This window comes from Pseudomonas sp. Irchel 3F3, assembly GCF_900187545.1.
In the GTDB taxonomy this organism is placed as follows: Bacteria; Pseudomonadota; Gammaproteobacteria; order Pseudomonadales; family Pseudomonadaceae; genus Aquipseudomonas; species Aquipseudomonas fortuita.
Genome location: NZ_FYDS01000002.1, coordinates 153,422 through 166,107 on the forward strand (window position 1 = coordinate 153,422; position 12,686 = coordinate 166,107).

Below are 12,686 nucleotides of genomic sequence, written 5' to 3' on the forward strand. Positions count from 1 at the left end.
CAAGGTGGCGTCAGTGTAAGGGATCAACGGTTCATCGGTGCGACGAAGCGGCTTTGCGCCACACTGCGGATGGCGGGGTCGTCGCGCTCGCTGATTTCGAAGCTCAATGTTTGCGAGCTGCTGGCCGGGCGCTCGGCCAGCATCGCCACGGATACCGGCAGCTCGCTCATTTCGCCAGCCGGGATCACCAATGTGGTATTGCCCTGCAAGGTGAAACCGTCAGCGTCCAGCAGGCGCAGCGCATAGTGCTGGGTGCGCCCGGTCTTGTTGATGACCTTGAGCAGGTAGATGTTCTCGATCTGGCCCTGGGCATTTTCACGGAACAGGCCACGGTCCTTGATGACGTCCAGCGAAACCATCGGGCGCATCTGCAAGGCCACCACCAGCGCTGCGATCATCACCGCGAGCGCTGCGACGTAGCCCAGCAGGCGCGGGCGCAGCCAGTGGGTGGTGCCGCCCTGCAGACCGTGTTCGGACTTGTAACCGATCAAGCCGCGGGCGTAACCCATCTTGTCCATCACACCGTCGCAGGCGTCTATGCACGCTGCGCATCCGATGCAGGCCATTTGCAAGCCATCGCGAATATCGATGCCGGTGGGGCACACTTGCACGCACAGCGTGCAGTCGACGCAGTCACCCAGGCCTTGGGCGCCTACGTCACTGCCTTTCTTGCGCGGCCCACGGGCTTCACCACGGCGCGGGTCGTAGGCGACCGCCAGGGTGTCCTTGTCGAACATCACGGCCTGGAAGCGCGCATATGGGCACATGTGCAGGCACACCGCTTCGCGCAGCAGGCCTGCGTTGATGTAGGTCGCTGCGGTAAAGAACAGCACCCAGAACAGTGCCACGCCGCCCAGTTGCAAAGTGAACAGTTCTGCGGCCAATGGGCGGATTGGCGTGAAGTAGCCGACGAAGGTCAGCCCGGTGGCTACACCGATAGCCAGCCACAGGCTGTGCTTCAGCGTGCGGCGCGCCAGTTTGTTCAGGCTCCAGGGCGCGGCGGCAAGCTTTATGCGCTGGTTGCGGTCGCCCTCAGTAACCTTTTCGCACCACATGAACAGCCAGGTCCAGGTGCTCTGCGGGCAGCTGTAGCCGCACCACACGCGGCCGGCATACACCGTGATGGCGAACAGGCCGAAGGCGCAGATAATCAGCAGCGCTGACAACAGGATGAAGTCCTGTGGCCAGAATGTGGCGCCAAAAATGTGGAATTTGCTCTCGGCCAAATCCCACAGGACGGCTTGGCGGCCATTCCAGTTCAGCCAGGCCGTCCCGAAAAACAGCACGAACAGTGCGCCGGCAAAGCCGATGCGCAGGGTGCGGTAAAGCCCGGTGAAGCTGCGGGTGTGGATACCCTTGTCGGCGCTTCGCTGTCGTGAGCTGGCTGGGGCGTCGGCGATCTCTGCAAAAGGGATTCTAGTGTTCATGGCTCGGTGCTCATCAGGCCTCGATCAGGCATGAGCACTATGGCCCTGAGGCTGTTATCAGCACAGGCTCAGATTTTGCGATAAAAACCGTATCAGATTATCCGGTAGGCCCCGCCAGGCCCTAGATCACAGAGCCTGGCACACTGGTCTTCAGATGCCTGCGGCTATCCACCGCACCTGCCACAGTCAGTGCATCGGCTTCGGATTCGGTAATGGGCACGCGTTGGCCTGCGAGCAGGGCCACTGACATGCGCAGATTTTCGTCGGTGAAGATTTCGACATCAGGGCCATCACCCTCGATACGCACGTTTTCGCCGATCAGCGTGCAGCGGCGACTGGTTTCATCGATTTCAACGGGCATGGTGCAGTCCTCCTCGGGTTGTACAGGGTGGACCGCAATGAGGTGCTGGTTGCTGCATCAACAGGCTGAGCGGCACTTTGCCCTGTGTGCTGAGGTCAACCCTTGCATACGGCAGGCCGGCCTTTTCGCGGGCACGCCCCCGAAAAGGCCGGACCTGGCCATACAATGGTCAGCATGGGGACAACTGTGATGGACGTCATCTGGCAAGCAATCCAGGCCGAGTTCGCCGATGTCACCGATGAGCGTGAAGTGACGCGAATCCTCGTGCGGCTGCTTATGGCGGCAGTGCTTGGCGCTGTGCTGGGATTTGAACGTGAACACAAAGGCAAGTCTGCCGGCGTGCGCACCCACATGCTGGTTTCGCTGGGCGCGGCCCTGTTCGTGCTGGCGCCCAGCATGGCCGGGGCTGATGAGCAGGCGCTGAGCAGGGTGATCCAGGGTATCGTCGCCGGTATCGGTTTTCTGGGTGCGGGTACCATTCTCAAAGGAAACGGCCAGGACACCAGCCATGTGAAAGGCCTGACTACTGCCGCAGGGCTATGGATGACTGCAGCCATTGGTACCGCTGCCGGCATGGGGCGCGAAGCCACGGCGTTGATCAGCACGGTACTGGCCCTGCTGGTATTGGGCACGATGCCAATGCTGGTAGAAAAGGTAGAAGGACAGGGGGAGGAAAAGCAAAAGGAGGAGGAGTAGGGTGGGAAGCACTAAGGGGAGCCGAAGCTCCCCCCAAAGCGTTGCTGCTTGCTCTTTTTATTATTGAGGCTGGCTTTTTGTTGTTTTTGTAAGCCTGCCTTGGTGTTGCGTGCGACCCCCATGCGGGGTCAAGAGCAAACGTATTTTTTTGAGCGCTGACCTGCTTTCATCATGGCTGATCCGAACCTGGCTGTAGCTACCTCGAGGTAGTTTTATTGTTCTGTGCCAGACCGCGGGGCGTACCCCTGAAAAGCGTGTCGACTCCAAAAAGATCTGCTTGCTACGCCTCTGCCGTGTTGTTCTTGTTATGTCAGAGCCGTTACCTGTTGTTTTTATTGGGTGTCACATTTTTTTTGTTCTTGTACGAAAGATATAGCAGGGTGCGTGCCAACTTTTTTAAATCCTTTAAAATCAAGCGGTTGGCTACTTTTGGCAAAATCAGTCTGCCTGAAATTTTGTCGATTTGTTTCCCTGTTACCCGATTTTTTGCTGTGAAACGTGGGGGCGGTAACACTTCACCCACACGTATGTGACACCCGTGTGACTCAATGCGCGCTGCGCGCCCGCGCTACCCGCGACCCATTGCCACGGCCAAGCACACTGCTGATGCGCTGACCGGCGGCGATCAACCGGTCCAGGTCGATACCGGTGGCAATGCCCAACCCCTGGAGCAGGTACACCACATCTTCCGTGGCGATGTTGCCGGTAGCGCCTTTGGCGTACGGGCACCCACCCAGCCCGGCCACCGAGCTGTCGAACACGCTGATACCTTCGAGCAGGCTGGCATAGACGTTGGCCAACGCCTGGCCATAGGTATCATGAAAGTGCCCGGCAAGTTGCTCGCGCGGCACCTGGGCGGATACCACCTCGAACAGGCGGCGGGTATCGCCGGCGGTACCGGTGCCAATGGTGTCGCCCAGCGAGACCTCGTAACAGCCCATGTCATGCAGGGCGCGGGCTACCGGGGCCACCTGTTCGGCGCTGACCTTGCCCTCATAGGGGCAACCGAGTACGCACGACACATAGCCGCGCACGCGCACACCGTGGTTGTGCGCGGCCTCCATGATCGGTTCGAAGCGCTTGAGGCTGTCGCCGATCGAGCAATTGATGTTGCGCTGCGAGAACGCCTCGGAGGCGGCTGCGAACACCGCCACTTCCTTCACCCCGGCCGCCAGGGCGTCCTCGAAGCCGCGCAGGTTTGGCGCCAGTGCCGCATAGGTAACGCCGGGGCGTTGCTGAATACCGGCGAACACCTCGGCAGAGCCGGCCATCTGTGGCACCCACTTGGGCGAGACGAAACTGCCCACCTCGATATAGGCCAGGCCCGCCTCGGTGAGGTCGTCCACCAGGCGCACCTTGTCGGCAACGCTGATGGGCTGGGCTTCGTTCTGCAAACCGTCGCGGGGGCCTACTTCGACCAGACGGACTTCTTTGGGCAAGGGCATGGCGGGTTTCCTGTGGTGTTCAGCGGTTGTCTTTGTTGTTCAGGGTGGCGGCCAGGGCTTGCTCACAGCGCTCCTGGGCGGTGTCCAGCTCCAGTTGCATCTGGTGAATGTCGAGCATCTGCTGTTCCAGCTGTGCGCGCCGTTCGGCGATTTTCGCCAGCATGCTGTTGAGCTGCTTGAGGTTGCCGCTGGTGGGGTCGTACAGTTCGATCAGCTCGCGGCACTCGGCCAGCGAAAAGCCGATGCGCTTGCCGCGCAGGATGAGCTTCAGGCTGACCTTGTCGCGGGCCGTGTAGATACGTTCCAGGCCTCGGCGCTCGGGGCTCAGCAGGCCCTGCTCCTCGTAGAAGCGGATGGCGCGGGTGGTGATGTCCAGCTCGCGGGACAGGTCGGAGATGCTGTAGGTCTGGGTGCTCATGCTGGGGCTCGGCGTGGGGTATGCGTTTATCCTGACTGCAGGTTTACGTATACGTCAAGCAAGGGCTGAAAATGTGTGTGGCCTGCACCGGCCGCTTCGCGGGCTTGCCCGCTCCCACAGGGATTGCGTCAGGCTCGCAAGCCGCGCACTTCTGTGGGAGCGTGCAAGCCCGCGAAGAGGCCGATGCAGGTAACCCCATTTCATTCCGGCTGCACCGACCGACGATATCCATTGGGCGTCTGCCCACTCAAGCGCTTGAACCAGCGGGCAAAGTATGTCGGGTCGGTGAACCCCAGGCTGTCCGACAGCTGCCCGATACTCATCCGCGTGTAAATCAGGTTGCGACGCGCCTCCAGCAACAAACGCTGGTGCAGCACCTGCAGCGCAGTCTGCCCACTCAGCGCCCGGCACAACTGGTTCAGTTGCAGGCTCGGAATATTCAGTCGCGCGGCGAAGTCCTCCATCGACAGGTGCTCGCGGTAATGCGCCTCCACCAGTCGCAAGTACTGCCCCAGCAACTGGCGGTCACGCTCATCCCGATTGCGGGGCGCCTGCCCAGGTTGCGGGCGGCGGCTGATCCACACCATCAACGTGGTTACCAGCGCCTCCAGCAAGGCTGCCCGTGCCGGGGCATTGCCCTGGTACTCCTGCTGCAAGGTGCCGATCAGGCTGCGCAGGTGCACGCGGTCCTGGCCGAGCGGGTAACACCCAGGTTTTGCCAGCACCGTCAGCGGCATGCCCAGGCGTTGTTCCAGGTTTGCCACCAGTGCGGTGCCAAAGGTCAGCACATACCCCTGGATATCGGCACTGAAGCGAAAGCCATGCACGGTCATTGGCGGCACCACCTGGATCGCTGGCTCACCGATGGCGCTGCGCACGCCTTCGATCTCCACCAGGGCCTGACCGCGCTGTACGTACAGCAGCTGGAACAGCTCGGCATGCTGGTGCGGCTTGATTTCCCAGTGGTGCAGGCGGCTACGCGCCGGGATCGACTCGCAGTGCAGCAAGTCGGTGCCGGGCCAGGCCTGGTTTTCGCCATAGAGCTTGAACAAGGGGACGCCGGGGAGGGTGGATTTCATGCAGGCTGGCCTGTCCGTTAATCGAACGATTTTTGTAAAAGTGCAGGTTATTCATGGAATAGCACAGTTAGTTGGCAGTTTTTGCCAGTAAAAATGCAAAGGCAAACCCTAACAGCAGATGCCGCCCCACTGCCAGTCCAGGGCCGGCATCGTCCGAAAAGAGACAACAACAATGAAAACTCAGGTTGCAATTATTGGTGCAGGTCCGTCTGGCCTGCTGCTGGGCCAACTGCTGCACAAGGCCGGTATCGATAACGTCATCGTCGAACGCCAGACGCCCGAGTACGTCCTTGGCCGCATCCGCGCCGGTGTGCTGGAGCAAGGCACTGTCGACCTGCTGCGCGAAGCCGGTGTGGCCGAACGCATGGACCGTGAAGGCCTGGTGCACGAAGGGGTCGAGCTATTGGTTGGCGGGCGCCGTCAACGCCTGGACCTCAAGGCCTTGACCGGTGGCAAGACGGTGATGGTGTATGGCCAGACCGAAGTCACCCGTGACCTGATGCAGGCCCGCGAAGCCAGCGGCGCGCCGATCATCTATGCTGCCAGCAATGTCCAGCCGCATGAGTTGAAGGGCGAGAAGCCGTATCTGACCTACGAAAAAGATGGCCGCGTGCACCGGGTGGACTGCGACTATATCGCCGGCTGTGACGGCTTCCATGGTGTCTCCCGGCAAAGCATCCCCGAGGGCGTGCTGAAGCAATACGAACGCGTTTACCCGTTTGGCTGGCTGGGCCTGCTGTCGGACACACCGCCGGTCAATCACGAGTTGATCTATGCCCACCATGCGCGTGGCTTCGCGTTGTGCAGCCAACGCTCGCAAACACGCAGCCGCTACTACCTTCAGGTACCTCTGCAGGACCGTGTCGAGGCGTGGTCTGACGAGCGTTTCTGGGACGAACTGAAAGCCCGCCTGCCCGCTGACGTAGCGGCGGATCTGGTGACCGGCCCAGCCCTGGAAAAAAGTATTGCGCCGCTGCGCAGCCTGGTGGTCGAACCCATGCAGTACGGCCACCTGTTCCTGGTGGGAGACGCTGCGCACATCGTCCCACCCACCGGTGCCAAAGGCCTGAACCTGGCAGCTTCGGACGTCAACTACCTCTACCGCATTCTGGTCAAGGTGTACCGCGAAGGGCGTATCGACCTGCTTCAACAGTATTCGCCGCTGGCCTTGCGCCGGGTGTGGAAGGGCGAGCGTTTCAGCTGGTTCATGACCCAGCTGCTGCATGACTTCGGCAGCCAAAAGGATGCCTGGGACCAGAAGATGCAGGAGGCTGACCGCGAGTACTTCCTGAACTCCGCGGCGGGCTTGCTGAACATTGCCGAGAACTATGTGGGGCTGCCGTACGAAGAAGTCGTCTGAGTTTCTGTGCTGCCTGTCCTGGCCCCATCGCCGGCAAGCCAGCTCCCACAGGTACTGCACATGACTTGAATACGATGCGGCCAATGTGGGTGCTGGCTTGCCGGCGATCACGGGCGAAGCCCGTGCCCTGCAAACCTTGCCTACTGGGCCAGCAGCGCCTCCATCTCCCGATACCCTCGCTGGCGCGCATGCTCCAGCGCGGTGACCCCCTCCTGGTCGGCAATCTGCCGGTCCGCACCTGCCGCCAGCAGCCGGCGCACAATCTCCACATGCCGCGGTCCGCCATCCCCCAGAATCACTGCCTCCATGAGCGCGGTCCAGTGCAGCCGGTTCAAGTGGTTCACGTCCACCCCGGCATCGATCAGCATCTGCACTGTTTCTACATGCCCACGCTCGGCCGCCGGTATCAACGCAGTTCCCCCGTATCGGTTGGTGCTCTTGAGGTCGGCACCGTGGCTCAGGGTCAGCCGCAGTATATCGTTCAGGCCCCGGGCGCCAGCATACAGGTAAGGGCTGTCAGCAATATTGTCCTCGGCGTTCACATCGGCACCGGCCTGGATCAGCGCTTGCGCCGCCGCCACCTGGTTGGCGTGGGTGGCCACCAGCAGGGCAGTGCGCCCTTGCTCATCACGGCTTTCCAGTTGGGCACCTTGCGCCAGCAACTGTTGCAGGGTGTGCACGTCGTTGTGGCGGGCGGCGGTGTGCAGGCGGTAGTCCATGGTGGTGTTCTCGGCGTGGGCGGCAAGGCTGGTGAACAGGGCAAACAGCATGGCTGCGACGGGTCTACGCATGGGGTGTGCTCCGGATTGGCCTGCCTGCATCCTAGAAAAATCGCACCAAGTCTTGAAGTTAAGTTTGCGCATGACCGACAGTGGTCTGCTGAATAGACAAGGCAGGAAGCAAAACGATGAAGTTCTCCGCACCGGTGATGAGCGCGCTGTGCCTGGCGATCGCCAGTGGGTGGGCCTGTGCCGATCACGTGTTGCCCGCGCCACCCGAACGGGCCTCCGGCTACCGCACTGGCCTGCAGCCGGTGCACGCCAACCGGCATATGGCCGCCGCCGCCAACCCGCTGGCCAGTGAAGCGGGGCGGGCGATGTTACGTGCCGGTGGCAGTGCCATTGACGCCGCCATCGCCATGCAGATGGTGCTGACCTTGGTCGAGCCGCAATCCAGTGGCATTGGGGGTGGGGCCTTTATCCTCTACTGGGACGGGAAGCGCGTGCAGGCTTTCGACGGCCGCGAGGCAGCCCCGTCGCAGGTAACGGAAAAGCTGTTCTTGCAAGCCGATGGTTCACCGATGCCCTTCAGGTCGGCACAGATCGGCGGGCGTTCAGTGGGGGTGCCCGGGGTTTTGCGCGCGCTGAAGCTGGCTCACGAGCAGCACGGCAAGCTGCCTTGGCAGCAACTCTTTGCCCCGGCCATTGCGTTGGCACGTAGCGGTTTCCCGGTATCCGAGCGCCTTCACACCCTGGTGGCCGGTGACCCGTATATTGCCCATTCACCGGCCATGGCTCGCTACTTCCTGGATAAAAAAGGCAAGCCGCTGCCAGTGGGTACAACGTTGCGCAACCCCGAACTTGCGCAAACGCTCGAGCAAATTGCCGCGCACGGTCCCCAGGCGTTCTACACCGGTGAAATCGCCGCGGCCATCGTGGCCAAGGTGCGCAGCCATGCCAATGCCGGTTATTTGTCGTTGCAAGACCTCGAGCGGTACGGTGCCAAGGAGCGCGAGCCGGTGTGTGGCCCTTACAAGGCCTGGCGCATCTGCGGCATGCCGCCGCCGTCGTCGGGCGGGGTGACGGTGTTGCAGACGCTGGGCATGCTTGAAGCCGTGCAGCGCACCACGCCACAACGCGATCTGGCGGCGTTGCGGCCGCTGGCGAACGCGTCCCCGGCAGGCCTGGAGGCATCGCCGCTGGCCGTGCACCTGATCGCCGAAGCCGAGCGCCTGGCCTATGCTGACCGCGCTCAGTACCTGGCCGACAGCGATTATGTGCCGGTCCCGGTCAAGGCCCTGACCGACGCCACCTACCTGGCCCGCCGGGCAGCACAGATTGGGGCATACAGCATGAAGCGCGCTCGCCCGGGCCAACCGCCAGGCGCCGACCTGGCCCTGGCGCCTGATCGCTCGCCTTTGCGCATTTCCACTTCGCACCTCAGCGCAGTGGATGACAGCGGCCAGGCACTGGCCATGACCACCTCGGTGGAGGCCGCGTTCGGTTCGCACCTGATGGTCAAGGGCTTCCTGCTCAACAACCACCTGACGGACTTCTCGTTCATCCCTCAGGAGCACGGCAAGCCTGTGGCCAACCGGGTGCAGCCGGGCAAGCGGCCACTGTCGGCGATGGCGCCCACGCTGGTGTTTTCGCGGGCCTCTGGCGAGCTTGTGGCCAGCCTTGGTTCGCCAGGGGGCTCGCAGATCATCGGCTACGTGAACAAGGCGCTGATCGGCTTGCTGGATTGGCAGCTCGACCCGCAGCAGGCGGCCGGCTTGCCCAACTTCGGCAGCCGCAATGCCGGCACCGAAGTGGAAGCCGGGCTCGCCAGCCCATCGCTGATCCGCCAATTGGCAGCCTGGGGCCATGAGGTCACGCCGATGACCATGACCAGTGGCATGCAGATCATCCAGCGCAGCGGCGATGGCTGGTCCGGTGGCGCCGATCCTCGGCGTGAAGGTGTGGCCCTTGGCGACTAGCCGTGATAGAACGCAGTCTTGCCATTCAGCAGTTGAATACCAACATGTCTATCAGCGTGAAATCGAATAGAGCCCTGTTCGACCTCGACCTGCTACGCGCCATCGTGGTGGTGGCCGATTGCGGCAGCTTCACCACGGCGGCGGCGCGCCTGCACTCGACCCAGTCGACCATCAGCCAAAAGGTGCGCCGCCTGGAGGACATGGTCGGCCATCGCCTGTTGGTGCGGGGTAACCGCGATGTGCTACCGACCGACGCCGGGCAGACCTTGCTCGGCTACGCCCGGCACATGCTGGCGCTGAATGACCAGATGCTCGAAGCCCTGGCCGGGGCGATGGTGGGCACCACCGTACGCCTGGGCGTGCCCGAGGACTTCGTTGGCGGGCGCACCACCAATGCGCTGTCGGCGTTCAGCCGGCTGCACCCGCAAGTGAAACTGGAAGTGACCAGCGGCCTGTGCCGCGACCTCAGCCAGGCCTACGACAACGGTGAACTGGACCTGGTGCTGCTCAAGCAGCGGCGCAACACCCGGGAGGGCGTGGCTTGCTGGCCCGAGCGCCTGCAATGGATCGACAGTGCGCGCACCCCCGCCTTTGAGCTGGACCCGATCCCGCTGGTGACCTTCCCGCCGCGCGGCCTGTACCGCGAAGACATGATCAACGCGATCGAAAGCATGGGCCGGCGCTGGCGCATCAGTTTCACCAGTTCCAGCCTCAGCGGTATCCAGGCGGCAGTTGCCGATGGCATGGGCATCAGCCTGCTGCCACCAAGGGCGGCTACGGGCGAGCACCGGGTGCTGGGGGCAGGGCAGGGGCTACCGGAGGTCGACAGCTATGAAATCGTCATCGTCCACCGGCCGACGGCGGATGTGATGGTCAAGGCGTTGGCCGAGGTCATGACACAACTGCTGGCGGGCGGTGGGATCTGAGCCGGCCTGACGAACTGACGCGGTCTTTGTGGGGCGCCCCGGCAGGGCCGCTCCCACAGAAGATCGAGTCGGCCGACGGTTGATGGGTCAGGCGCAAGCCGCAGCGAGGCGTGGCGACAGATGAATGCCGGCGATCATGCAGCGCACTGAGCCGCCGGCCATCTCAATGGTCGGCACGTCCAGCGGCACCAGCCGCGCCGAGCGCTCGATGCGCTGGCGTTGCTCACCGGTCAGGCTGTCGAAGGCCTTGCGTGACAGTGCCAGGATTCGCCCGTCACGCCCGGACAGCTCGATGGCATTGCCGGCAAACTGGCTGATCTGCTGGTTACTCAGGTCAATCACGTCGCGGCCCGATTCGATCAGCCGCATGCGCACTTCCTCGGCCCGCGCCTTGTTGGTGAACGTGCCAAAACCCACCAGTGCAAATTCGGTCGCCACGCACATCAGTACGTTGGTGTGGTAGATCGGCGTGCCTTGCTCGTCGGCCGTGTCGAACACCATCGGCTCGAAGTTGAAGTGCGTGCTGAAGCGCTCGAGGGCGATCGGGTCGGCGCGGTTGGAACGTGCGGTGTAAGCCACCCGCGACAGGTGGTCGAAGACCATGGCGCCGGTCCCTTCAAGAAACAGTTCGTCTTGCTCCAGCCCTGAATAATCGATGACATCTTGCACGCGGTACTCATGTTTGAGCATCTCGATCACATCCGCGCGCCGCTCGCGGCGGCGGTTGCGCGAATACATCGAGTAGATTGCGATGTGTCCACCGGGGTGGGTAGAGAACCAGTTATTGGGGAACACCGAGTCCGGGGTGTTGTGTTCGCCGAAATCATCGAACAGGTGTACCCGCACGCCTTCGGCCTCAAGGCGACCGGCGGCCTGCGTGACTTCATCGCGGGCAACCTCGGCGAGCGCCTGTGCGGCGAGGCCGGGGCTGCTGCGCTGGAACGAGTTGTCGGCTGCGGTTTCCGGGTTGGGGGTGAACGCATGTGGCCTGACCATGACCACTGCTGCAGGTGCTTGAATCGAACGCGTTGGAAATGCCATGAGAAATACCGGGTTGAGAGCAGGGTTAAGCAACGCGTCGGATACGGCTTTTGGCAGCACGGCCGCGGGTGTGGCTGAACAGGTCTTTCGGGTCGTCTTCCACCCATGGCACCAGGTCGATCTTCGTGCCCATGCCGCGCTTTTCGGCCTGCTGTAGTACGTAACGTAGTACGGTGTAATCCTCCAGGGCGAAGCCCACCGAGTCGAATACGGTGACCTGGCGGTCGCTCTGGCGCCCCTCGGTTTCGCCGCGCAGCACACGCCACAGGTCAACCACCGGGAAGTCAGCGGGCAGCTGCTGAATGTCACCTTCGATACGGGTTTGCGGCTCGTACTCGACGAACACCCGGGCGTTGCGCAGCACATCGGCGTGCAGTTCGGTCTTGCCCGGGCAGTCGCCCCCCACGGCATTCAGGTGCATGCCAGGTTCGAGCATGTCCGGGGTGATGATGGTGGCGTAGGCCTTGTCGGCAGTGACCGTGGTGATGATGTCCACGCCTTTTACCGCTTCGGCCACCGAGCCGGCCCGGCGAATGGTGAGGCCGCTGTATTCCTTGAGGTTGGCAATCAGCTTGGCGGTGGCCAGCGGGTCGGTGTCATAGGCGACGATTTCTTCGATGCCCAAGTGCTTGTGGAACGCCAGCGCCTGGAATTCGCTTTGCGCGCCGTTGCCGATCAGCGCCATCTTGCGCGAGTTCGGTCGGGCCAGTGCCTGGGCTGCCATCAGCGAGGTGGCCGCAGTGCGCAGGGCGGTGGCAATGGTCAGTTCGGACAGCAGCACCGGGTAGCCGGTGTCGACATCGGCCAGTACGCCGAAGGCCATCACCGTATGCAGGTCACGTGCGGTGTTGGCCGGGTGGCCGTTGACGTATTTGAAGGCGTAGCGGCTGTTGTCGGCGACCGGCATCAGTTCGATCACACCCACTTCCGAGTGGCTGGCAACCCGTGCGGATTTATCAAACTCCTGCCAGCGTTTGAAGTCTTCACGCATGGCCGCAGCCAGTTCACCTATGAACGGCGCTACGCCGATGTCGTGCACCAAGTCCGACATGGTTGGAACATCAATGAAATACGTCATGCTCTTGCACCTTGTTATTGTGCGCTGCGCCCTGGATATTGCAGGGTGAGCGCTTAGGATTATCGAAGTGTCGCCGGCTCGAACATTTTGATGAAAGGTGGCGTCAACAGGAAGAATGCAGGTTGCCAGTTTCGCCAACTTTCTAGACAATCTGCCA

Annotated in this window: 12 protein-coding genes; 4 read left to right on the forward strand and 8 right to left on the reverse strand. The window is 62.4% G+C overall.

The annotated features are described in order from the left end of the window. Nucleotides 1-23: 23 nt before the first annotated feature. Together ccoG and CKW35_RS04155 are read right to left on the reverse strand one after the other, a co-directional pair. Entirely contained in the window at nucleotides 24-1,427 is a 1,404-nt protein-coding gene (gene ccoG / locus CKW35_RS04150) for a cytochrome c oxidase accessory protein CcoG (protein WP_095115177.1), read from the reverse strand. A 121-nt stretch (nucleotides 1,428-1,548) separates the two neighbouring features. After that, on the reverse strand, nucleotides 1,549-1,788 hold the full coding sequence (locus CKW35_RS04155; RefSeq protein ID WP_023046994.1) for a DUF3203 family protein: 240 nt from the start codon (nucleotides 1,786-1,788) through the stop codon (nucleotides 1,549-1,551). A gap of 189 nt (nucleotides 1,789-1,977) precedes the next feature. Between CKW35_RS04155 and CKW35_RS04160 the strand changes: the two genes are divergently transcribed. Continuing rightward, nucleotides 1,978-2,484, forward strand: a complete 507-nt coding sequence (locus tag CKW35_RS04160) for an MgtC/SapB family protein (RefSeq protein ID WP_016487406.1) — start codon at nucleotides 1,978-1,980, stop codon at nucleotides 2,482-2,484. Between the two features lie 545 nt (nucleotides 2,485-3,029). On the opposite strand, the gene CKW35_RS04165 is transcribed toward CKW35_RS04160, so the two are convergent. The 3 genes from CKW35_RS04165 to CKW35_RS04175 all read right to left on the reverse strand — a co-directional run bounded on the left by CKW35_RS04165 (nucleotide 3,030) and on the right by CKW35_RS04175 (nucleotide 5,426). Next, nucleotides 3,030-3,929 carry a hydroxymethylglutaryl-CoA lyase gene (locus CKW35_RS04165; protein WP_016487405.1) on the reverse strand — a complete coding sequence of 300 codons (900 nt, stop codon included), beginning with the start codon at nucleotides 3,927-3,929 and terminating at the stop codon, nucleotides 3,030-3,032. Nucleotides 3,930-3,948: 19 nt separating this feature from the next. Further along, nucleotides 3,949-4,347, reverse strand: a complete 399-nt coding sequence (locus tag CKW35_RS04170) for a MerR family DNA-binding transcriptional regulator (RefSeq protein ID WP_016487404.1) — start codon at nucleotides 4,345-4,347, stop codon at nucleotides 3,949-3,951. Between the two features lie 200 nt (nucleotides 4,348-4,547). After that, on the reverse strand, nucleotides 4,548-5,426 hold the full coding sequence (locus CKW35_RS04175) for a helix-turn-helix domain-containing protein (RefSeq protein WP_016487403.1): 879 nt from the start codon (nucleotides 5,424-5,426) through the stop codon (nucleotides 4,548-4,550). Between the two features lie 172 nt (nucleotides 5,427-5,598). Between CKW35_RS04175 and pobA the strand changes: the two genes are divergently transcribed. Continuing rightward, nucleotides 5,599-6,786, forward strand: a complete 1,188-nt coding sequence (gene pobA, locus CKW35_RS04180; protein WP_016487402.1) for a 4-hydroxybenzoate 3-monooxygenase — start codon at nucleotides 5,599-5,601, stop codon at nucleotides 6,784-6,786. A gap of 140 nt (nucleotides 6,787-6,926) precedes the next feature. Here pobA and CKW35_RS04185 read toward each other — a convergent pair whose 3' ends face one another. Further along, on the reverse strand, nucleotides 6,927-7,577 hold the full coding sequence (locus CKW35_RS04185; RefSeq protein ID WP_024717558.1) for an ankyrin repeat domain-containing protein: 651 nt from the start codon (nucleotides 7,575-7,577) through the stop codon (nucleotides 6,927-6,929). Nucleotides 7,578-7,693: 116 nt separating this feature from the next. On the opposite strand from CKW35_RS04185, the gene ggt reads away from it, so the two are divergent. Both ggt and CKW35_RS04195 read left to right on the forward strand, forming a co-directional pair. Further along, complete coding sequence (gene ggt / locus CKW35_RS04190) at nucleotides 7,694-9,484, forward strand: gamma-glutamyltransferase (protein WP_016487400.1); 1,791 nt, start codon at nucleotides 7,694-7,696, stop codon at nucleotides 9,482-9,484. Between the two features lie 44 nt (nucleotides 9,485-9,528). Beyond that, nucleotides 9,529-10,410, forward strand: a complete 882-nt coding sequence (locus tag CKW35_RS04195; protein ID WP_016487399.1) for a LysR substrate-binding domain-containing protein — start codon at nucleotides 9,529-9,531, stop codon at nucleotides 10,408-10,410. Nucleotides 10,411-10,497: 87 nt separating this feature from the next. On the opposite strand, the gene ctlX is transcribed toward CKW35_RS04195, so the two are convergent. Both ctlX and CKW35_RS04205 read right to left on the reverse strand, forming a co-directional pair. Then, nucleotides 10,498-11,451: a citrulline utilization hydrolase CtlX gene (ctlX, locus tag CKW35_RS04200; RefSeq protein WP_049870359.1), complete on the reverse strand. Its 954-nt coding sequence runs from the start codon at nucleotides 11,449-11,451 to the stop codon at nucleotides 10,498-10,500. Between the two features lie 25 nt (nucleotides 11,452-11,476). After that, nucleotides 11,477-12,529, reverse strand: a complete 1,053-nt coding sequence (locus CKW35_RS04205; protein WP_016487397.1) for an ornithine cyclodeaminase — start codon at nucleotides 12,527-12,529, stop codon at nucleotides 11,477-11,479. Between the last annotated feature and the right edge of the window lie 157 nt (nucleotides 12,530-12,686).